At 70.7% G+C, this 19,466-nt stretch carries 18 protein-coding genes and 1 pseudogene; 13 read left to right on the top strand and 6 right to left on the bottom strand.

The window, feature by feature from the left end; genetic code table 11:
• Nucleotides 1–81 precede the first annotated feature (81 nt).
• The 11 genes and pseudogenes from G401_RS42920 to G401_RS0102495 form a co-directional block, all read left to right on the top strand.
• A pseudogene (locus G401_RS42920) lies at nt 82–2,496 on the top strand (Rne/Rng family ribonuclease); the annotation flags it as partial.
• Nucleotides 2,497–2,641: 145 nt separating this feature from the next.
• Nucleotides 2,642–3,211 carry a hypothetical protein gene (locus tag G401_RS0102540; protein WP_027341274.1) on the top strand — a complete coding sequence of 190 codons (570 nt, stop codon included), beginning with the start codon at nt 2,642–2,644 and terminating at the stop codon, nt 3,209–3,211.
• A 201-nt stretch (nt 3,212–3,412) separates the two neighbouring features.
• Complete coding sequence (locus G401_RS58220) at nt 3,413–3,916, top strand: hypothetical protein (RefSeq protein WP_027341273.1); 504 nt, start codon at nt 3,413–3,415, stop codon at nt 3,914–3,916.
• A gap of 295 nt (nt 3,917–4,211) precedes the next feature.
• Entirely contained in the window at nt 4,212–4,526 is a 315-nt protein-coding gene (rplU, locus tag G401_RS0102530; RefSeq protein WP_027341272.1) for a 50S ribosomal protein L21, read from the top strand.
• Nucleotides 4,527–4,536: 10 nt separating this feature from the next.
• Nucleotides 4,537–4,794, top strand: coding sequence for a 50S ribosomal protein L27 (gene rpmA / locus G401_RS0102525; RefSeq protein ID WP_027341271.1), 258 nt, complete (start codon nt 4,537–4,539; stop codon nt 4,792–4,794).
• 147 nt (nt 4,795–4,941) lie between these two features.
• Complete coding sequence (gene obgE, locus G401_RS42915; protein ID WP_051366022.1) at nt 4,942–6,429, top strand: GTPase ObgE; 1,488 nt, start codon at nt 4,942–4,944, stop codon at nt 6,427–6,429.
• A 72-nt stretch (nt 6,430–6,501) separates the two neighbouring features.
• A complete protein-coding gene (locus G401_RS0102515) occupies nt 6,502–6,942 on the top strand; it encodes a GNAT family N-acetyltransferase (protein ID WP_027341270.1) in 441 nt (146 codons plus the stop codon).
• Nucleotides 6,943–6,975: 33 nt separating this feature from the next.
• Nucleotides 6,976–9,420: an aminopeptidase N gene (gene pepN / locus G401_RS0102510; protein WP_027341269.1), complete on the top strand. Its 2,445-nt coding sequence runs from the start codon at nt 6,976–6,978 to the stop codon at nt 9,418–9,420.
• A gap of 46 nt (nt 9,421–9,466) precedes the next feature.
• Nucleotides 9,467–10,060: a nicotinate-nucleotide adenylyltransferase gene (gene nadD, locus G401_RS0102505; protein WP_027341268.1), complete on the top strand. Its 594-nt coding sequence runs from the start codon at nt 9,467–9,469 to the stop codon at nt 10,058–10,060.
• 1,217 nt (nt 10,061–11,277) lie between these two features.
• A complete protein-coding gene (rsfS, locus tag G401_RS0102500) occupies nt 11,278–11,673 on the top strand; it encodes a ribosome silencing factor (protein ID WP_027341267.1) in 396 nt (131 codons plus the stop codon).
• On the top strand, nt 11,670–12,272 hold the full coding sequence (locus G401_RS0102495) for a histidine phosphatase family protein (RefSeq protein ID WP_027341266.1): 603 nt from the start codon (nt 11,670–11,672) through the stop codon (nt 12,270–12,272). The genes rsfS and G401_RS0102495 overlap by 4 nt, the downstream gene beginning before the upstream one ends.
• A 20-nt stretch (nt 12,273–12,292) precedes the next feature.
• Here G401_RS0102495 and G401_RS0102490 read toward each other — a convergent pair whose 3' ends face one another.
• Nucleotides 12,293–12,733: a MarR family winged helix-turn-helix transcriptional regulator gene (locus G401_RS0102490; RefSeq protein ID WP_027341265.1), complete on the bottom strand. Its 441-nt coding sequence runs from the start codon at nt 12,731–12,733 to the stop codon at nt 12,293–12,295.
• A 107-nt stretch (nt 12,734–12,840) separates the two neighbouring features.
• On the opposite strand from G401_RS0102490, the gene G401_RS0102485 reads away from it, so the two are divergent.
• Complete coding sequence (locus tag G401_RS0102485; RefSeq protein WP_027341264.1) at nt 12,841–13,257, top strand: nuclear transport factor 2 family protein; 417 nt, start codon at nt 12,841–12,843, stop codon at nt 13,255–13,257.
• 119 nt (nt 13,258–13,376) lie between these two features.
• Here the strand turns inward: G401_RS0102485 and G401_RS0102480 are convergent, their stop codons facing one another.
• Complete coding sequence (locus G401_RS0102480) at nt 13,377–14,873, bottom strand: glycoside hydrolase family 3 protein (RefSeq protein WP_027341263.1); 1,497 nt, start codon at nt 14,871–14,873, stop codon at nt 13,377–13,379.
• Between the two features lie 173 nt (nt 14,874–15,046).
• Here G401_RS0102480 and G401_RS0102475 point away from each other — a divergent pair, with 173 nt between their 5' ends.
• The gene (locus tag G401_RS0102475; RefSeq protein WP_027341262.1) at nt 15,047–16,222 is read left to right on the top strand and encodes an ROK family transcriptional regulator; all 1,176 of its coding nucleotides are present in this window, start codon (nt 15,047–15,049) and stop codon (nt 16,220–16,222) included.
• Here the strand turns inward: G401_RS0102475 and G401_RS0102470 are convergent.
• The 4 genes from G401_RS0102470 to G401_RS0102455 all read right to left on the bottom strand — a co-directional run bounded on the left by G401_RS0102470 (nt 16,219) and on the right by G401_RS0102455 (nt 19,384).
• Entirely contained in the window at nt 16,219–16,527 is a 309-nt protein-coding gene (locus G401_RS0102470; protein ID WP_027341261.1) for a hypothetical protein, read from the bottom strand. The genes G401_RS0102475 and G401_RS0102470 overlap by 4 nt on opposite strands.
• Nucleotides 16,528–16,614: 87 nt before the next feature.
• A complete protein-coding gene (locus G401_RS0102465; protein WP_064741656.1) occupies nt 16,615–17,241 on the bottom strand; it encodes a type IV toxin-antitoxin system AbiEi family antitoxin domain-containing protein in 627 nt (208 codons plus the stop codon).
• Nucleotides 17,242–17,327: 86 nt separating this feature from the next.
• Nucleotides 17,328–18,401 (bottom strand): ABC transporter permease subunit, encoded by a 1,074-nt coding sequence (locus G401_RS0102460; RefSeq protein WP_051366021.1) that lies wholly within the window; start codon nt 18,399–18,401, stop codon nt 17,328–17,330.
• Nucleotides 18,398–19,384 (bottom strand): ATP-binding cassette domain-containing protein, encoded by a 987-nt coding sequence (locus tag G401_RS0102455; RefSeq protein WP_027341258.1) that lies wholly within the window; start codon nt 19,382–19,384, stop codon nt 18,398–18,400. Before G401_RS0102455 ends, G401_RS0102460 begins: the two co-directional genes overlap by 4 nt.
• Nucleotides 19,385–19,466 lie beyond the last annotated feature (82 nt).

Raw genomic sequence — 19,466 nt, 5'->3', positions numbered from 1 at the left:
AACGCAGCGGCCGAGGCTGAAAACGCCATTGCGCCCAGCGCACCGGCAGACGACAAGGCGCCCGAGGGCGTCACCGAGCCGGCCCCGGCCCGTACGCGGACTCGTCGGCGTACGGTCGTGGCCGACGACGGTGAGGCCAAGCCGGCCCGGCGTACCCGCAAGCGGGTCAGCGCCGAGGAACCCCCGGCGGAGCCCGACCCCGTGACCGCGCCCGACGCGGACCTGGCGGTGGCCTCCCCGGAGGAGATCGCCGAGGCCGAGGAGGACGAGGCCGCCGAGGAGATCGCCGAGGAGGAGGCTCAGCCTGAGCCGGAGCGCCCGTCGCGCCGCCGGCCGATGGCCGCCACCGTGCTGTTCATGGCCCCTGAGCCGGCCGCCGAGCCGGTGCGGGCGCCTGCCCGGCCGGTCGAGCGGGCCGAGGAGGCCGCCCAGGCTCCGGCCGAGACCGAGGCCGCCGAGCCGGAGACCGGTCGGCGCAGCCGCCGTCGCCGCGGCAAGGCGGCCGCCGAGCCCGTCGCCGAGGCGGTCGAGGAGACCGAGGCCGAGCCGGCCGACACGGACGAGGACGCCGACGACGACGGGGAGGGCTCCGCCCGCCGCCGCCGCCGTGGCCGCCGGGGCCGTGGCCGCGGCAAGGGCGGGGCGGAGGACGGCACCGAAGAGGGCGAGACCGACCAGCCGGCCGAACCCGTCGAGGCCGAGGAGGGCGAGGGCGACGACGAGGAGGGCGGCGAGCAGCTGACCCGCCGCCGCCGCCGGCGCCGCCGCAAGGGCAGCGCCGAGGTCGAGGACGGCGACGACGACGGCGTACCGACGATCGTCAAGGTCCGCGACGGCCGCAAGGCCGCCGACGAGGTGCAGGGCGTCACCGGTTCGACCCGGCTGGAGGCCAAGCGCCAGCGTCGCCGGGACGGTCGCGAGCAGCGCCGCACCCGCCCGCCGATCCTCAGCGAGGCCGAGTTCCTGGCCCGCCGCGAGGCCGTCGACCGGGTCATGGTCGTGCGCCAGAAGGGCGACCGTACGCAGATCGGCGTCCTCGAGGACGGCGTGCTCGTCGAGCACTACGTCACCCGGGCCAGCGCGGCGACCATGGTCGGCAACGTGTACCTGGGCCGCGTACAGAACGTGCTGCCGAGCATGGAGGCCGCGTTCGTCGACCTCGGCCGGGGCCGCAACGCGGTGCTCTACGCGGGCGAGGTCAACTGGGACGCGGCCGGCCTCGAGGGCCGCTCGCGCTCGATCGAGCAGGCGCTCAAGAGCGGCGACTCGGTGCTCGTCCAGGTCACCAAGGACCCGATCGGGCACAAGGGCGCCCGGCTGTCCAGCCACATCGCGCTGTCCGGCCGCCACCTCGTCTACGTGCCGCACGGCACCGCCTCCGGCATCAGCCGCAAGCTGTCGGACGTCGAGCGCCGCCGGCTGCGCGACATCCTCAAGAAGCTCGTCCCCGAGGGCGCCGGCGTGATCGTGCGTACGGCGGCGGAAGGGGCCAGCGAGGTCGAGCTGGAGCGCGACGTGGCCCGGCTGCAGGCGCAGTGGGAGGAGATCCAGGGCAAGGCGGCCTCCGGTGGCGCCCCGACCCTGCTCTACTCCGAGCCCGACCTGCTCGTACGCGTCGTCCGCGACCTCTTCAACGAGGACTTCAAGGAGATCGTGGTCTCCGGCGCGGACGCGTACGACATCGTCGAGGAGTATCTGGAGCACGTGTCGCCCGACCTCGTCGAGCGCGTGCACCGCTACTCCGGCACGGTGGACATCTTCGCCGCGTACCGGGTGGACGAGCAGATCCTCAAGGGGCTGGACCGCAAGGTGTTCCTGCCCTCCGGCGGCCACCTGGTCATCGACCGCACCGAGGCGATGACGGTCGTCGACGTCAACACCGGCAAGTACACCGGTGCGGGCGGCAACCTGGAGGAGACCGTCACCCGCAACAACCTGGAGGCGGCCGAGGAGATCGTGCGCCAGCTGCGGCTGCGCGACCTCGGCGGCATCGTGGTCATCGACTTCATCGACATGGTGCTGGAGAGCAACCGGGAGCTGGTGCTGCGCCGGCTCACCGAGTGCCTCGGCCGGGACCGGACCAAGCACCAGGTCACCGAGGTGACCTCGCTCGGCCTGGTGCAGATGACCCGCAAGCGGATCGGGGCGGGCCTGCTCGAGGCGTTCAGCGAGACCTGCGAGCACTGCAAGGGCCGCGGTGTCGTCATCCACACCGAGCCGGTGGCCGAGCGCGGTGCCGGCGGCGGCCGCAACCAGGGCGGCGGCGACAAGGTACGCGAGGTCGCCCACTCCGCGCACAACCACGACGCCGACGAGGAGACCACGCCGGCCGAGCCCGACGACCCGTTCGCGAACGAGGCCGAGGTCGTCGAGGACACCGAGGCACTGGGCGAGAACGGCGACGGCGAGGGCGACGAGAACGGCGAGGGCGACGAGGGCCGGTCCGGCCGCCGCCGCGGTCGCCGGGGCGGGGCCCGGCGGCGTACGCGCCCCTAGGGACTCTCGGCAGGAGCCTCAGGGGCTCTCAGCAGGACTGGAACGGCGGCATCGGGCAGTGTCCCGGTGCCGCCGTTTGCGCGTAGCCTTCCCGGGGCATACTTCCGTCGTTCCGATATCCCCGCACGGTTTGGATACCCCCGACATGCGCATGTTTTCCGGAACCACCCTTCGGCTCCTCGGCGCCACGGCCGTCGCGGCCGGCACGCTGTTCGCGGCGGGCTGCAGCGGCACCGGTACGCCGGACGCCTCGGCCTCGGGCACCACCGCCGCGACCGGTACGCCGAGCGCCCAGGTCAGCCTGGCGCCCGACGTCGCGGCGAACACGAAGACGGTCTGCGCCTCGGTGAAGCAGGTGATCACCGACAAGACCGTCGAGTTCAGCAACAAGCTTGTGGCGGCGCTCAGCGACGCGAGTTCGGGCGGCACGAAGGCGAACCAGGCCGTGCAGCAGATCAAGCAGCTGCTCACGGACTGGGCGGCGGGACTGCGGCAGCAGGCGGACACCGCCGTCGAGCCGAACCTGAAGGCCGCGCTGACCACCGAGGCGGCCGCGTTCGACCAGGCCGCCGCGAAGGTCAACAGTGCCGCCGACCTGCAGAACGCCGGTGCGGTCCTGTCCGGCACCGACGTGACGGACGCGGGCGAGAAGGTGCAGCAGGCGTGCGGCGACTTCTGGGTCGCCGATCTCACAGCATCGCCGACGGCCTCCTGATCGCCCTGATCACGCGGCCGAACACCATGATCGGATCGATGGAGCCGGCGGCCGACCAGGCGGCGTACCGCGACGGGATGCCGTAGAGTGCGCGAGCGTCCTCCCGCTCAGCCGGGACGACGCTCGCGTTCTGTCGCGACCCGCCCGGGCCAGGTCCGGCCCCGGCGTCAACCCCCTCTGCAGAACAGGAACGAACACCTGATGCGACGCGTACTCGCGGCCGCCGGCGTCGGCGTGGCCCTGCTCGCCGTCACCGCCTGCGGAACCAGCAAGGACACTTCCAGCAGCCCGACCGCTGCCGCCTCCTCCGCGGCCGCGGACCACACGGCCAACTCCAAGGACGTGTGCACCGAGATCAACACGACCCTGAACGGCGTGAACGACACGGCCGGCCTGCAGAAGGCCGTCCAGGACGCCATGGCGGGCAAGAAGACCCAGGCCGAGCAGCAGGCGGCCGCCCTGATGACCGCCAAGGCCTTCCTGGTGCAGGTCTTCGCCAAGCTCAAGGACGTCGCGGCCAAGGCCGAGGACCCGGAGCTGAAGGCCGCCCTGCTGAAGATCGAGGCCGACTTCGAGGGCGTGGTCACCTCGATGAAGAGCCTCGACGACGACATCGACGGCAAGATGAAGGCGCTCGACGCCACCGACGAGTCGAAGAAGGTCACCACCATCTGCAGCGCCGCCGGTGTGACGCTGTCCGAGTGACGCCGTGAACCGGCCGGGGCTCGCCGCGTGTACGCGGTGAGCCCCGCCACGCCCGGCGGGTATCGACCTGGCCCGGTTTGAGGTACGGGCGGCCGATGGCGTACCCTAGCCTGCGGTGCCCCATCGGGTGCCAGGTGTCGTGCGCCGCGCGGTCCGGGTTCTACGGATCGGGCTCGCCGGCCGCGGAGCCCCGCGTGGGTTCGCGCCGTGACGAAAGCGCCCGCCGCCTCTTCATCCGCCAGAACAGCGCCGGTCTCGATCGGCGCGGATCACTACGCAAGGGAGTCCGCGTCCCATGTACGCGATCGTCAAGACCGGCGGCAAGCAGTACAAGGTCGCCGAGGGCGACGTGATCGAGGTCGAGAAGCTGACCGGCCAGCCCGGCGACGCTGTTTCGCTCGTTCCGGTGCTCGTCGTCGACGGCGCCGACCTCGTGACCGACGCGGCCAAGCTTGCCAAGGTCTCCGTCTCCGGTGAGCTCGTGGCCCACACCAAGGGCCCGAAGATCCGGATTCACAAGTTCAAGAACAAGACCGGCTACCACAAGCGCCAGGGTCACCGCCAGCCGCTGACCCAGGTGAAGGTCACCGGCATCACCACCGGGAAGTAGGCGTTCCGCAATGGCACACAAAAAGGGTGCGTCCAGCTCCCGTAACGGTCGTGACTCCAACGCCCAGCGCCTCGGCGTGAAGCGCTTCGGCGGTCAGCAGGTCAACGCCGGCGAGATCATCCTCCGCCAGCGTGGCACCAAGTTCCACCCGGGCGACCTGGTCGGCCGCGGTGGCGACGACACGCTCTTCGCGCTGGCCGCGGGTGCCGTGCTGTTCGGCACCAAGCGCGGTCGCAAGACCGTGTCGATCGTGCCGGTCGAGGCCTGAGCCTCGCACCAGAACTGACCGAGCGGGTGGGGCGGTACGCCCCGCCCGCTCGTCTTTGTTCCGCCCCCGGCCTCCGGCCGGGCGCCCAGCCCGGGAGCCGGGCGAGATCTCGGGGCGAAGCGGCGGTGAGATGGAAGGATTGAGCACGTGGCTACCTTTGTCGACCGGGTCGTTCTGCACCTGCAGGCCGGAAACGGGGGGCACGGCTGCGTGTCGATCCTGCGCGAGAAGTTCAAGCCGTTCGGCGGTCCGGACGGCGGCAACGGCGGGCACGGCGGCGGCATCCTGCTGGTCGTCGACCCGGCCGTGCACACGCTGCTGGACTTCCACTTCCGGCCGCACCTCAAGGCGCCCAACGGCGGCGGGGGCGCGGGCGGCAACCGGGACGGCGCCAAGGGCCAGGATCTGATCCTCAAGGTCCCGAACGGCACCGTCGTCCTCAGCCCCGAGGGCGAGGTCCTCGCGGACCTCGTCGGCGTGGGCACGACCTTCGAGGCGGCCCGGGGCGGTCGTGGCGGGCGCGGCAACGCGGCCCTGGCCAGCTCCCGGCGCAAGGCGCCCGGCTTCGCCGAGCTCGGCGAGCCCGGTGACCAGATCGACGTCGTGGTCGAGCTCAAGAGCGTCGCCGACGTCGGCCTCGTCGGCTTCCCGAGCGCGGGCAAGTCCTCGCTGATCTCGGTGATCTCCGCGGCCAAGCCCAAGATCGCGGACTACCCGTTCACCACGCTGGTGCCCAACCTCGGCGTGGTCCAGGCCGGCGAGAGCACCTTCACCGTCGCCGACGTCCCCGGCCTCATCCCGGGCGCGGCCACCGGCAAGGGCCTCGGGCTGGAGTTCCTGCGGCACATCGAGCGCACGTCCGTGCTGGTCCACGTGGTCGACACGGCCACGCTGGAGCCCGGCCGCGACCCGCTGGCCGACATCGACGCGCTGGAGGCCGAGCTCTCGGCCTACGGCGGGCTGGAGGACCGGCCCCGGCTCGTCGCGCTCAACAAGGTCGACATCCCCGACGGGCAGGACCTGGCCGACATCGTGCGGCCCGACCTCGAAGCCCGCGGCTACGAGGTCTACGACATCAGCACCGCCACCCGCGAGGGCCTCAAGGAACTCGTGTACGCGATGAGCCGGCTGGTCATCGAGCACCGCCTGGCCACGCCGATCCTGGAGCCGACGCGGATCGTGCTGCGCCCGCAGGCGGTCGACGATTCGGGCTTCACCGTCCGGCAGGACGACGAGGGCGTCTACGTCGTCGTCGGGGCCAAGCCCGAGCGCTGGGTACGCCAGACCAACTTCGCCAACGACGAGGCGGTCGGCTACCTCGCGGACCGGCTGGCCCGGCTGGGCGTCGAGGCCGCGCTGGCCAAGGCCGGTGCCGAACCCGGCGCGCCGGTACGCATCGCCACGCACGAGTTCGACTGGCAGCCGACGGTCTACGCCGGTGACGACTACGTGCCCGGCAACCGGGGCACCGACATCCGCCTGGACCAGAAGTCGTCGCGTACGCCGACCGCCGACCGGCTCGCCATGCGCAAGGCGCGCCGGGTCCGGGCCGAAGGCGACACGGCGGGCGATTTCGAGCCGGACGAGCACACGTGGGGCGTGACGGACACGGTCGGGGACGACGAGGACGAGTGATCGCGCTCACCCGGTAGCCGTTGTGCGGGATGCGAAACAGGCCGGAAACAGGCGCTGGCTAGCGTCGCGCGGGTGCTGATCCAGAACCGCGAAGTCACGCACCCGGACGTCACCCTGCTCGTCGTCGCCGCCGAGCGTGAGCTGCTGTCCCGCTATCCGGACGAGACCGTTACCCCGGTCGATCCGCTGGCGCGTTTCGTCGTCGCGTACGTGTTGTCGGAGCCGGTCGGCTGCGGGGCGCTGGCCACCGTCGCGCCCGGCGTCGCCGAGGTCAAGCGGATGTGGGTGCGGCCGGCGAACCGGCGTACGGGTGTGGGGCGGCGGATCCTGGCCGCGCTCGAACGCAAGGCGCACAACGAGAAGCACGACACGCTCATCCTGGAGACCGGCGTACGGCAGCCCGAGGCCCTGGCGCTCTACGAGGAGTCCGGTTACGTCCGCATCCCGCCCTACGGCGAGTACGTGGGCAATCCGCTGTCCGTGTGCTTCCAGAAGAAGCTGCTGACCGAGTGATCATGCCGGCCCGCGGGCAGGCATGATGGGGGCATGGCCAGCCTCACCCACGACCAAGCCACCGCTCGCGTCGCCGTCGTCCGCGATGTCCACTACGACCTCGACCTCGACCTGACCGGCGAGGAGACCTTCCGGGCGACCACCGTCGTCCGCTTCGAGGCCGATCCGGGTCACGCCACCTTCCTCGAACTCCGCCCGTCCCGCTTCGCCTCGGCCACGCTCAACGGCCGGAGCATCGACGCGTACGCCGACGGCCGCCTGCCGCTCGCCGACCTCGAAGCCGTCAACGAAGTCGTCGTCACCGCGGAGTACGCGTACTCGCACACGGGCGAGGGGCTGCACCGGTTCACCGACCCGGCCGACGGGCTGGTCTACATCTACGCGCAGCCGGCGATCGCCGACGCGCCGATGCTGATGGCGTGCTTCGACCAGCCCGACATCAAGGCCGTGTTCCGGCTGGCCGTCACCGCCGATCCCACGTGGACGGTCCGCTCGAACACCGCGCCGGTCGCCGAGACGCCGGGCCGCTGGACGTTCGCGCCGACCAAGCCGATGTCGACCTACCTGATCACCCTCATCGCCGGCCCGTACGCCGAGGTCGCCGACGAGCACGACGGCATCCCGATGAGCGTCTTCGCGCGGTCCTCGTACGCCGCCGCGCTCGCGGAGAACGCGCCCGAGATCTTCGAGATCACCAAGGCGTGCCTCGACCGTTACCACGAGCTCTTCGGGCTGCGGTACCCGTTCGGCAAGTACGACCAGGCGTTCGTGCCCGACTTCACCTGGGGTGCGATGGAGTTCCCGGGCCTGGTGGTGTTCCGGGACGAGGTCGTCTACCGGTCCGCCGTCACCGACACGCAGCGCGCCCGCCGTGCGTCGATCATCGCGCACGAGATGGCCCACATGTGGTTCGGCGACCTCGTCACCATGCGCTGGTGGGACGACCTCTGGCTGAACGAGTCCTTCGCGACCTACATGGGCACCCGGCTCATCACCGAGGTCACCCGGTTCACCGAGGGCTGGTCGGACTTCTCCATCGACCGCAAGATCTGGGGGTACGCGGCCGACCAGCGCCCCTCGACCCACCCGATCGCGCCGGAGTTCGTGGCCGACACCGGTTCGGCGTACGCGAACTTCGACGGCATCTCCTACGCGAAGGGCTGCTCGGCGCTGCGGCAGCTGGTGGCGTTCGTCGGCGACGAGGCGTTCTTCACCGGGCTGCGGGCGCACTTCGAGAAGCACGCGTGGGGCAACGCCACCCTGGACGACCTGCTCGCCGCGCTGTCGCTGGCGTCCGGCCGCGATCTCGGCGAGTGGGCCCGCGTCTGGCTGCGCTCGGCCGGGGTCAACACGCTGCGGCCGGTGGTCTCGTTCGGCGCGGACGGCACGGTCGAGCGGTTCGCCGTCGAGCAGAGCGCCCCGGCGGCCTGCCCGACGCTGCGCCCGCACAAGATCGAAATCGGCTACACCGACGCCACCGGTACGCGCCGCCGCATCGAGGCCGATGTGGACGGTCCGCTGACCGAGGTGCCGGCGCTGACCGGGGTGACCGCGACCGACGTGCTGCTCAACGCGGGCGACCTGACCTTCGCCAAGGTACGCCTCGACCCCTCCGCCGACCCCGGCCGACTTCTGTCCACACTGGATTCCTCGCTCGACCGGGCGGTCACCTGGGCCTCCCTCTGGGACTGCGTACGCGACGGCGAACTGCCGGCGGCCGAGTTCGTCCGGCTGGTGGCGGAACACCTCCCGAACGAGACCAACGTGTCGATCCTCGAAACCGTCGGCTCCTACGCCGGTCCCTTCGCGGTCGACCAGTACCTGGCGCCCGAGCGCCGGGCCGACGCCGACCGGGCGCTCGTTTCGGCGTACGAGCGGATCGTGGCGGCGAACGACGGACGGCTCCTGGCCGCGGCGCGACTGGTGATCGGACGCCAGAACGATCCGGCGGCGCTGCGCGCCTTCGCGCCCGCGGGCCTGGAGATCGACGCGGACCTGCGCTGGCTGATCCTGGCCCGGCTGGCCGCGCTGGGTGACCTGAGCGCGGCCGAGATCGACGCGGCGGCCGCGGCCGACCCGACCGAGCGGGGTGTCACGAAGTCGGCCTACTGCCGGGCCGCGCGGCCGGACATCGACGCCAAGCGGACCGCCTTCGACCTGCTCCTGCACGACCGTACGCAGTCGAACCGCATCCTGCAGGCGGTCGGGCAGGCGTTCTGGCGGCCGGGCCAGGAGGAACTGATGGAGCCGTTCGTCGAACCCTTCCTCGCCGGCCTTCCGGCCACGGGGGAGTGGCGATCGGGTGCCCTGCAGTCGATGCTCGCCGGCACGGCCTTCCCCGCGTACGCCGTCTCGCAATCCACTGTAGACGCGGCCGAGGCCCTGCTCGCCCGGGACGACCTGCACACGATGCTGCGCCGGTCGATCATGGATGACGCCGACGACCTGCGCCGGTCCCTGCGGCAGCGGGAGCTGTAACCCTCGACACCAGGCGGCGCGGACGCTCCCGGAGTACGCTTCGATCATGAGGCAGCGCCCGCGCCGCATCGGGATCATGGGTGGCACCTTCGATCCCATCCACCACGGCCACCTCGTGGCCGCGAGCGAGGTCGCCGACCGGTTCGACCTCGACCAGGTGATCTTCGTGCCGACCGGGCAGCCGTGGCAGAAGCACGACTCCAAGGTCTCCCCGCCCGAGGACCGCTACCTGATGACGGTCATCGCGACCGCCTCGAACCCGCAGTTCACGGTCAGCCGGGTGGACATCGACCGGGACGGCCCGACCTACACGGTCGACACCCTGCGCGACCTGCGAGACGTCTACGGCCACGACGCCAAGCTCTACTTCATCACCGGCGCGGACGCACTCGGCAAGATCCTCTCCTGGAAGGACGCCGAGCACCTGTTCGACCTGGCGCACTTCGTCGGCGTCACCCGGCCGGGGTTCACGCTCTCCGACGCGCACCTACCGTCCGAGGCCGTGACGCTCGTCCAGGTCCCGGCCCTGGCGATCTCCTCCAGCGACTGCCGGGCGCGGGTCGCCGCGGGCCAGCCGGTCTGGTACCTCGTCCCCGACGGCGTGGTCCAGTACATCGCCAAACACGACCTGTACCGCTGAGCGCCGACCGCATATCTTCAAGATCTTTATGGGCATTTTGTCCCGGGTTCGTCGATCTCACCTCCGCTCCTCACGCGGGAGACCGTTCCGGCGCCGGGGGCGCCTTCACTGCCAGGTGAGTGGGGCGAAGCATCCTTCACCGTCGTCCGGTCACCGTCTCGCCCGTGCCCCTGGTTCGCCGCTATGCCTGGCCTTTGTCGCGACTATCCGATATGGGCATCGGGCCGGCTCGCCGTCATGATCATGTAGCGCTATTCCGGCAATGAGGGCTGCTTGGGCTTGATCGTGTAGCGCTATATCGGCGGGAGAGCGTTTTCTTGCCGGACTGGCGTTACACGATCAAGGGGTTCGGCGTGATCATGGCGGGCGCGTGGTCAGGCCCACCCGGGCTTTGTCCTGACTGTCCGATACAGGGTCGGGCGGGTCGACGTCCTCGGTGATCGTTCGCGGTGGGGATGTGGGTTTCGGGGTCGTCCTCGTGATCCATTGCGGCTGGGGTGCAGCTGTGGGCCGATTTCCTGCATCCGAACCGCTGTGGATCGTGGGTGAGGGCGGGGTTTTGCATCGCATGCGCTGTGGATCACGGCTGAGCCGTTCCGGTGCCGGCCGTCGTCCGCGATGCGGGAACGATCTTCCGCCAGGTGAACCATGGCCGCCGATTTCTTGATCGTTTGCGGCTGAGGTGTATTTCCGGCCCGATCTGCATGATCGTTTACGCGTCAGGTGTAACCAGAAGCGGTCAGCGTGCTCCGGAACCGTAAATGATCATGCAATGGGCGGCGATTTCACACCTCAGCCGTAAATGATCAACCCCCGCCAGGCCCGAGTAGTCACCACAGCGCCCGAGCAGCCACTACCTGGCGTGTTGCCGGGCGCCCATATCGGACAGTCACGACAAAGCCAAACGAGTCCCGACGAACGGCAGCCCCGATCCCGGCGACCTTCAGCGGGCTCCGACGGCGTCCGACGATCTTGCGTGAATGTTCGGGCATTCCGGGCAGGTCGGACGAAATTCGGGGCATTCGTGCAAGATCGTCGGACACGTCCGTCCGCAAGGGGTGGAGGGATCGGCGAACCTGGGACCAAACGCCCTTAACTCTCTTGATCTCAAAAACGTGACATTCGGTCAAGAGGGCGAGATGGGTCATATTGGCGGGGTGCGAAGGTGGGGGGCTGTGAGATCCTGGAGACCTGGGAAGTCCGACGGAAGGAACCAGGTGCCCGCATCCGAGCGTGCCGTGGAGCTGGCGTTGGTCGCGGCGCAGGCCGCGGCCGACAAGAAGGCCGAAGACATCGTTTTGCTCGACGTCGGTGACCAACTCGTGATCACCGACGTTTTCGTGCTCGCCTCCGCGCCGAATGAACGTCAGGTTCTCTCGATCGTCGACGCCATCGAGGAGAAGCTGCTGGAGTTGCCCGACAAGGCCAAGCCCGTACGCCGTGAGGGCGAGCGGGCGGGTCGCTGGGTGCTACTCGACTACGTTGACATCGTGGTTCATGTCCAGCACTCCGAGGAGCGCGAGTTCTACGCGCTCGACCGGCTGTGGAAGGACTGCCCACGGATCGATTTCGTCGACCGCGACCTCGCGGAGAACCAGGCACACGCCGCATGAGCGGAACACGGATCATCCTCTGGCGGCACGGCAACACCGATTGGAATGCCGAGCACCGGGTCCAGGGGCAGACCGACGTTCCGCTCAACGATCTCGGCCGGCGCCAGGCCGCCGAGGCGGCCGCCAAGCTCGCCCTGCTGAAGCCGGCCGCGCTGGTCAGCAGCGATCTGCAGCGGGCCGCGCGGACGGCGGACGCGCTCGGGGACATCCTCGATGTGCGGCCGGAGCGCGACGCCCGGCTGCGGGAGCGCGGCTTCGGCTTGTGGGAGACGTTCACGACGCCGGAGATCAAGGAGCGCTTCCCGGTCTCGCGGGCGAAGTTCGAGGCCGCCGATCCCGATCCGGGTGACGGCATCGAGTCGCTGCACGACCTGGGCAAGCGGATGAGCGAAGTGATCCGCGAGGCGGCCGAGCGCCACCCCGGCGAGCTCAGCATCCTCACGACGCACGGCGGCTCGATCAAGTACGGGTCGGCGTACCTGCTGGGGATCCCGGAGGATCTGCTGCACCGGTTCGGGCCGATCGGGAACTGCCACTGGGTCGAGCTTCTGTTCGACGAGAAGCACGGGTGGCGGCTCGCGGCGTACAACGCGTCCTGAGGCTCAGCTCGTTCTGGGGCTCAGCTCGTCCGGTGGTGGGCGAGCAGCCGGGTGAGCAGCCCGGTCAGGGTCGCGCGTTCGTCGGCGGAGAGCGGTCCGAGCAGTTCGTCCTGCACCCTGTCCAGGGACCGGTCCATGCGGTGGAGCTGGTCGACGCCCGCGTCGGTGAGGCGTACCAGGTTGCGGCGGCGGTCGGCGGGGTCGGGAGTGCGCTCGATGCAGCCGCTCGCCGCCAGCTCGTTCAACGCCGCGACCACGTCGCTGCGGTCCAGATTCCCGCGCCGCCCCAGGTCGGCCTGGCTCTGCGCGCCGAACTCCCGCAGCGCGGCCAGGATCCGATAGTGGTACGCCCCGGCCCGCGCGTCCTCGTGGCCGGCCGCGGACAGCCGGCGGGCGTGTGTGGCCAGCTGGGTGATCAGCCAGCTCGGCTTGGCGGCGAGGCGTTCGGGGATTCCTTCCACGTGATCACGGTAACACCGTTGGCGTGACCAATGATCGGTCAGATCGTTGGCAAGACCAACGATCGGCTGTATCGTTGGCTACACCAACGATTACGAGGGAGGGCGCCATGCCCACCACCATCGACGCCGCCGACCGGTTCGAGATCGCCGACCTGTTCGCGCGCCTGGCCGACGTCCTGGACGAGAGCCGGTTCGACGACATCGGGACCGTCTACGCCCCGGACGTCTCGGTCTCCTCACCGCGCGGCGGCGAACTCCGCGGCCTCGACGAGGTCAAGGCGTTCCTGCACAGGACGGCGGTGGCGGACGAGCGTACGCACCACATCCACAGCGGTGTGCGGATCACCGAGGACGGGGCCGGCGTACGCGTCTCGGCCAGCCAGCTCGTCATCTACTACCAGGAGGGAGAGGCCCCGCACCGGCGCAGCGGCCTCCGGCTGGCCTACACCGCCGTGCGTACGCCGGACGGGTGGCGGCTCACGCAGGGACAGTTGGCCCTGGCCTGGACCGAACCGGCCCGCTAGCCACAAAGATCCCGCTTGGATCAGGTTTGCCGCCCGAATCATGGGCCAAGATTCGGGTGATTTCCCTGATCCAAGCGGGATCTTGGAAGAGCTGGTGGTGCGGAGGGCGGGCGGTACGGCTAGGCGAGGTGGAGGGCGGCGGCGGCCGCGCGGCTGTTCGCGCGGCTGGCGCCGAAGGTGTTCATGAACGCCCGCGCCCCGGCCGGCCGCCAGGCCGCCGGCCAGCCCATGTCCACGACCGCGATGGGGTGCCCGGCCGCGAGCGTCTCGGTGAGCTGGACGGCTGCCGGGGTCCGGTGGATGTGCCGGCCCACGATCACGATCGGGCGGTCGCCGGCCTTGGCCAGCAGGGACGCGGCCGAGCTGTCGGCCGGGTCGGCCACGAGGTGCTCCGCGCCCGCGGCCAGGTGCGGGGCGAGACCCCACGGGACCGGGCCTTCGGCGATGCTGTGGCCGCTCACGAGCTGCACGACCAGCGGGTTCACGATCTCGTCGAGCGAACCCTCGACACGGATGGCGCGGGCCGCGGCGGCGTACCCGAGGTCGGGTTCGATCTCGGTCGGGAAGCTGCCCTGGGTCCAGGCGGCGAGCTCCGCGTTGCGCGCGGCCGCGTCCTCCAGCCGGGCCAGCGCCAGGCGGCCGTCGCCGACCGCGGCCGCGATCTCCGCCGCGATCCGCTCGATCAGGTCCAGGTCGACGTCCGCGCCGATGCAGAGCAGGTCGCTGCCGGCGGCCAGGGCCAGCACCGCCGCCTTCTCGATCCCGCCGGCCGCGCTCGCCGCGCCGGCCATCTCCAGCGCGTCGGTCACGATCACGCCCGCGTAGCCCCATTCGGTACGCAGCAGATCCTGGAGTACGCGTCGGCTGAAGGTCGCCGGCAGGTCGCCCGTGACCGACGGTACGCGGATGTGCGCAGTCATGATCGACTTGGCGTCGGCGGCCGTGGCGGTCGCGAACGGCGGCAGTTCCCGCGAGCGCAGCAGCGCCTCGGCGATGTCCACCGTCGGCAGGCCGAGGTGCGAGTCCTCGACGGTCGCGCCGTGCCCCGGGAAGTGCTTGGCGCAGGCGGCCACGCCGGTCGACTGGAGCCCGACCACGGCCGCCGCGGCGTGCGCGGCCACCTGTACGGGGTCGGCGCCGAAGCTGCGCGTACCGATGATGGGGTTGTCCGTGGCGACGTTGACGTCGACGGTGGGGGCGAGGTTCAGGTTGACCCCGGCGGCGCGCAGGTCCTGGCCGATGGCCTGGTAGATGCGGCGGGTGAGGCCGAAGTCGCCGACGGCGCCGAGGGCGGCGTTGCCGGGGTAGGGGCTACCGGTGCGGTGGTAGAGCCGGGTGACGTCACCGCCTTCCTCGTCGAGGCTGAGCAGCACGTCGGAGCGGGCCGCGCGCAGCTCGGCCGTGAGGCTCGCGAGCTGCTCGGGCGTGGAGATGTTGTAGCCGAAGAGGCAGTAGCCGGCGAGGCCCTCGCTCACCAGGTCCACGGCCCACTGGGGGGCGGTGAACGCGCCCTTCCCACGGCCGGCCCCGATACCGTCTCCGGCCCGGGTACGCCCGCCGAAGGACGCGAGCAGCGTCTGCAGGACCACGCGCCGGAGTCCTGGGTCGATCGTCATCTCTGTAGTCCCACTATTCGTCGGTGACCGGGGGATCATGAGCCGTCGTTCGGCTCGGTGTGCGTCGGGCGGGTAGGGGACGACTTCGTTGTCGTGGGACCGCTACTCTTCCGTTAGTGGTTAAGCGCTACCAATCTAATAAGAAACTTTACTAAACGCCAGAGGCTGCCGCCATGTCTTCTGCCCGCCTTCCCGGAACCCCCCGTCTCCTGCGCGCTCTCAACGACCGCGCAGCGCTCGAACTATTGCTGGAACACGGCCCGCTCACGCGTACTCAGCTGGGCGAGCGGACCGGCCTTTCCAAGGTCACCGCATCCCAGCTCGTGGAGCGCCTGGAGGAGCGCGGACTCGTGCGCCGGGTCGGCGAACAGGCCGGTGGTCGCGGCCCGAACGCGCAGCTCTACGCGGTCACGCCGTCCAGCGCGTACGTCGTGGGTGTCGATGTCGGCCCCGATCACGTGATCGCCGCCTGCGCCGACATCACCGGTTCGATAGTAGGCCGGGCGGAACACTCCACCCACGACACGGACGACCCCGTTGGGGTGGTGCACTCCGCCGTCATCGAGGCGGCGGAGATCGGCGGGGCGGCCGTCTCCGACATCCGCCGCATCGTCCTCGGCACGCCCGGCCTCGTGGATCCGTCCACTGGGGACATCGCGTTCGCGTTCGACCTGCCCCGCTGGCACCGGGGCCTCCTCGGCGCGCTGCGCGAGGACCTCATCGCCGACGTGTTCTTCGAAAACGACGTGAACCTCGCCGCCGTCACCGAATCGCACGAGGGCGCCGCCCGCGGCGTCGGGGACTTCGTGCTCGTCTGGGTCGACCGCGGCGTCGGCCTCGCCGTCATGCTCGGCGGCCGGCTGCACCGCGGGGCCACCGGCGCCGCCGGCGAGATCGGCTACCTGCCCGTCCCCGGCGCGGAACTGCCGCGCGACGTCAGCAAGCGCGGCAAGGGCGCCTTCCAGCAGATCGCCGGGGCCGACGCCGTCCGCGTCGTCGCCCGCGAGCACGGCTTCCGAGCCCCCACGGCCGCCGACGCCGTCCGCGCCGCGATCGCCGCCGGCACCAAGGGCGGCCCGGTCCTCGACGAACTCGCCCGCCGCCTCGCGCTCGGCGTCGCCTCCCTGGGCGTCGTCCTCGACCCACCGCTCGTCGTCCTCGCCGGCGAAGTGGGACAAGCCGGGGGTACGCCGCTGGCGGACCGCGTACAGCACGAGGTCGCCGCGATCACGCCGGTGTCGCCGCGGGTGGTCGTGTCGGAGGTGGGAGCGGAGCCGGTCCTGCGCGGAGCACTGCTCACCGGCCTCGACGCGGTACGCGACCAGGTGTTCGGCTCCACCACGAACTAGTCCCAGGATTCACCGATCGCGGCCGCCCAAGCATTCCGGACGGCCGCGATCGCCTCCCCCGGACCGATCTCCAGACGGGTCTGCCCGGCCAGAGCCGCCTCCCAGGCGTTCTCGGTGGGCGTACGCGCGAACATGAAAGGCCGTGGCGGGCGTCCCGTCGAGCCGTGCGCCACGAACGCGGCGACCGCGGCCTCGTCGATCGCGCCGCAGTCCGCCAGAGCCCAGAGGTCGTAGAGGTCTCGGCAGGCTTCGCGGGCGTGCCAGGTCTCGGTCTGCCGCCAGGACGTGGGAGATCGCGTGGTCACGTCGCACCTGTTCGTCGGCGACGCCGAAGCGCTCGGCCTCCGCGGCCAGGTCGGCCGGGGACAGCCCGAAGGAGCTTCGTTCGTGGTTCACGACATCTCCCTGATGCGAGTGAGGGCACGTTTCAGCCGTTGCGTACCCGCGATCTCGGCGAGGTTCGCCTCGTCGCAGCGGGGAAGAAGGATCCGGATCGCCGCTACGGCCTCTCCGTGGAGATCGTCGAGCGGGCTGAGGTGAGCGAGGTCGAGCACCGTCTGCTCGGGCGTGGTGACGAGGCACGCGCCCAGGTCTGTCGCCAGCATTTCCACGTGCAGCGCGTCGATGTCGCGAACGAAGAACCGCACCCGGGCGGGGCGATCGGTGAGTCTCAACGGCTGGCGCCGACGGGGGGCGGCGACATCCGCGACAGCCAGGGCGCGGGGGACCGCGCGGTGCAGGCGCGCCGCGCTGAGGTTCATCAGGGCGTAACGGCGGTCCCCGAATTCGGCGGCGGCCACACCTGCTGCGGCGCCCTCCAACGACGGGATCCAGGTGTCGCCCGTCCGCTCACGGGGGACGACCGTGTAGAAACCGTCGGCGAGCCGGTGCAGGATGCCGCGTCCGGCGAGCCGGGCGAGCTGCTGACGGGGGTGCGCGTACGCGGTGACGTCGCGGGCCCGCACTGTGCGCAGCGGGGCTCGAACGATCTCGGGTGGCACGCCTGGATGCCGGGTCATTGCATTCATGGTCTCCATTTCTACGGCTATCGTACCCTTGAAGAGGACGATAGCCGTAGAAATGATAGCCGTGGAAATGGAGTCGATCAGGTGAGGTCGCGTTTGCGGAAGTGCGCGAACGCTCCGCCCACGACGATCACCAGCAGGGCGAGGAACACCGCCGCCGCGTGCCACCAGTAGACCGTGTAGTGGTCCGGCGAGCAGTAGCTGGCGTCCCCGGAACCGTCGGAGTAGTAGCAGCCGGACGGATCCCGCGAGTAGAACTCGAACGAGCCCGTCATCCAGGCGCCGACGTAGGTCGACAGGAACCAGGGGTCGGGCAGGTTGGCCCGGACCACCTCCATGATGATCCGCAGGCCCCCCTCCCACACCACCCCGTACGCGGTGAGCAGGCCGAGGGCCGCCGCGGTGTGCCGGCCGATCGTGGCGACGCCGAAGGACAGCGCGGTGACGATGAGGGCGAGCCCGATGCCGCGGCCAGCCATGAGGGCGATGTCCTGGACGAGTTCGCTGCTGACCGTCCCGACGTACCCGGTCGCCGAGGCGATCCCGTAGAACGTTCCTATGTAGACGGCCGAGAAGAGGACCGAGAAGGCCCCGACCGCCAGCAGCAGTACGCCGAGTTTGGTCCCCAGGACGGTCATCCGCTGCGGCCGCCACAGCAGCAGGTTGGTGAGCCCGCCGCTGGACATCTCCGCTCCGATGAACGTGGCGCCGACCAGGAACCCGAACAGTGCCAGGTACGCGGCCAGGAAGCCGACGAGCCCCTTGATCGAGGTCCGGAAGACGTAGGTGTCGTAGAGGAAGTCCTCGGGCGCCGCCTCGACGTAGACGCACTTGTCGGGGTAGCGCAGCCGCTGCGTACTCGACGCGTCCGGGGCGTGCGCCGCCGTGCACTCGTCGTAGGCCTGCTTGTTGGCGGCGTTCACCTGCTGCGCCTGCTCGGTCGCGCTCGACCAGTCGGCCGCGGTCGGCGTACGGCTGCCGGCCATGGTGACGCCGACGGTGACCGCGAAGGCGCCGATCATCACCGCCGTCAGGATCTGCACGAAGCGGCGGGAGAGCAGCCGGCGCAACTCGGCCCGCACCAGGCTGCCCGCGGGCTCGGCGGGCGGGGTGGCGACCGGCGGCGCGGCCTGTTCCAGCACGTCGGTGCTCATGCGGACACCTCCAGGGTCTGCGGGGCGACCGACACGGCCACGGAATCGTCGACCTGGTGGTAGACGCCGTCGACGGGACGCGTACCGGTGAGGTCGAGGAAGACGCTCTCCAGGTCGGGGGCGATCGGCGACAGCTCGGTCAGCCAGATCTCGGCCCGGCCGAGCGCCTCGCTGATGGCCGACGCGTCGGTGACGCCGCCGACCACGAGGTGGTCGTCGGCCGCGGTGACCGACAAGCCCGCGCCGGCGAGCACTTCGCGGGCCCGGTCCGGCTCGGGTACGCGTACCCGGAAATCGCCGTTGTCGTGCTCGGCCAGGACGGCGTCGACGGGACCGGCGAGCACGCGCCGGCCGCGGCTGATGATGGTGACGGTGTCGCAGATGATCTCGATCTCGCTGAGGATGTGGCTGGAGACGAGGACCGTGACGCCGTCCGCGGCGAGATCGCGCATGAGGGTACGCATCTCGTGGATGCCGGCCGGGTCGAGACCGTTGGCGGGCTCGTCGAGGATGAGCAGCTCGGGCTGCTTGAGCAGGGCGGACGCGACGGCCAGGCGCTGCTTCATGCCGAGAGAGTAGGAGCGGACCCGGTCGTCGGCGCGGTCGCGCAGGCCGACCCGCTCGAGGACCTCGCCGACGCGCGACTGGCCGACCCCGCCCGCGGTGGCGAGCAGGCTGAGGGTCTTGCGGCCGGAGAAGTTGCCGAAGAACGCCGGGCTCTCGACGATCGCGCCGACGCGGTGGGCGACCGACGCGTACTCGCGGCTGGGCGTACCGAGGATGCTCATCTCGCCGCCGTCGGCCCGGACCAGGCCGAGCAGCGTACGCAGGGTGGTGGTCTTGCCCGAGCCGTTGGGCCCGAGGAAGCCGTGGATCTGGCCCGGTTCGACCAGCATGTCGAAGCCGTCCAGGGCCACTTTGGGCCCTCTGCGCAGGGAGCGGAAGGTCTTCCGCAATCCCTTGATCTCAATTACCGCCGTCAACGCGGCCTCCCGGAGTTTGAGGGTTGGCTCACCGTACGCTGTGACGCGAAAACCATGGGGGGCGTTGCTCGCCGAACGGGTG

It is taken from the genome of Hamadaea tsunoensis DSM 44101 (assembly GCF_000428945.1).
GTDB lineage: Bacteria > Actinomycetota > Actinomycetes > Mycobacteriales > Micromonosporaceae > Hamadaea > Hamadaea tsunoensis.
The sequence above is the reverse complement of the archived record's forward strand: the minus strand, read 5'-3'. Positions and strand labels throughout refer to the sequence as shown.

What these genes read in the sequence shown, in the direction of transcription:
- G401_RS0102540 (WP_027341274.1), top strand. Translation starts at nt 2,642, where the DNA reads ATGCGCATGTTTTCCGGAACCACCCTTCGGCTCCTCGGCGCCACGGCC.
- G401_RS58220 (WP_027341273.1), top strand. Translation starts at nt 3,413, where the DNA reads ATGCGACGCGTACTCGCGGCCGCCGGCGTCGGCGTGGCCCTGCTCGCC.
- rplU (WP_027341272.1), top strand. Translation starts at nt 4,212, where the DNA reads ATGTACGCGATCGTCAAGACCGGCGGCAAGCAGTACAAGGTCGCCGAG.
- rpmA (WP_027341271.1), top strand. Translation starts at nt 4,537, where the DNA reads ATGGCACACAAAAAGGGTGCGTCCAGCTCCCGTAACGGTCGTGACTCC.
- pepN (WP_027341269.1), top strand. Translation starts at nt 6,976, where the DNA reads ATGGCCAGCCTCACCCACGACCAAGCCACCGCTCGCGTCGCCGTCGTC.
- nadD (WP_027341268.1), top strand. Translation starts at nt 9,467, where the DNA reads ATGAGGCAGCGCCCGCGCCGCATCGGGATCATGGGTGGCACCTTCGAT.
- G401_RS0102495 (WP_027341266.1), top strand. Translation starts at nt 11,670, where the DNA reads ATGAGCGGAACACGGATCATCCTCTGGCGGCACGGCAACACCGATTGG.
- G401_RS0102485 (WP_027341264.1), top strand. Translation starts at nt 12,841, where the DNA reads ATGCCCACCACCATCGACGCCGCCGACCGGTTCGAGATCGCCGACCTG.
- G401_RS0102480 (WP_027341263.1), bottom strand. Translation starts at nt 14,873, where the DNA reads ATGACGATCGACCCAGGACTCCGGCGCGTGGTCCTGCAGACGCTGCTC.
- G401_RS0102475 (WP_027341262.1), top strand. Translation starts at nt 15,047, where the DNA reads ATGTCTTCTGCCCGCCTTCCCGGAACCCCCCGTCTCCTGCGCGCTCTC.
- G401_RS0102465 (WP_064741656.1), bottom strand. Translation starts at nt 17,241, where the DNA reads ATGACCCGGCATCCAGGCGTGCCACCCGAGATCGTTCGAGCCCCGCTG.
- G401_RS0102460 (WP_051366021.1), bottom strand. Translation starts at nt 18,401, where the DNA reads ATGAGCACCGACGTGCTGGAACAGGCCGCGCCGCCGGTCGCCACCCCG.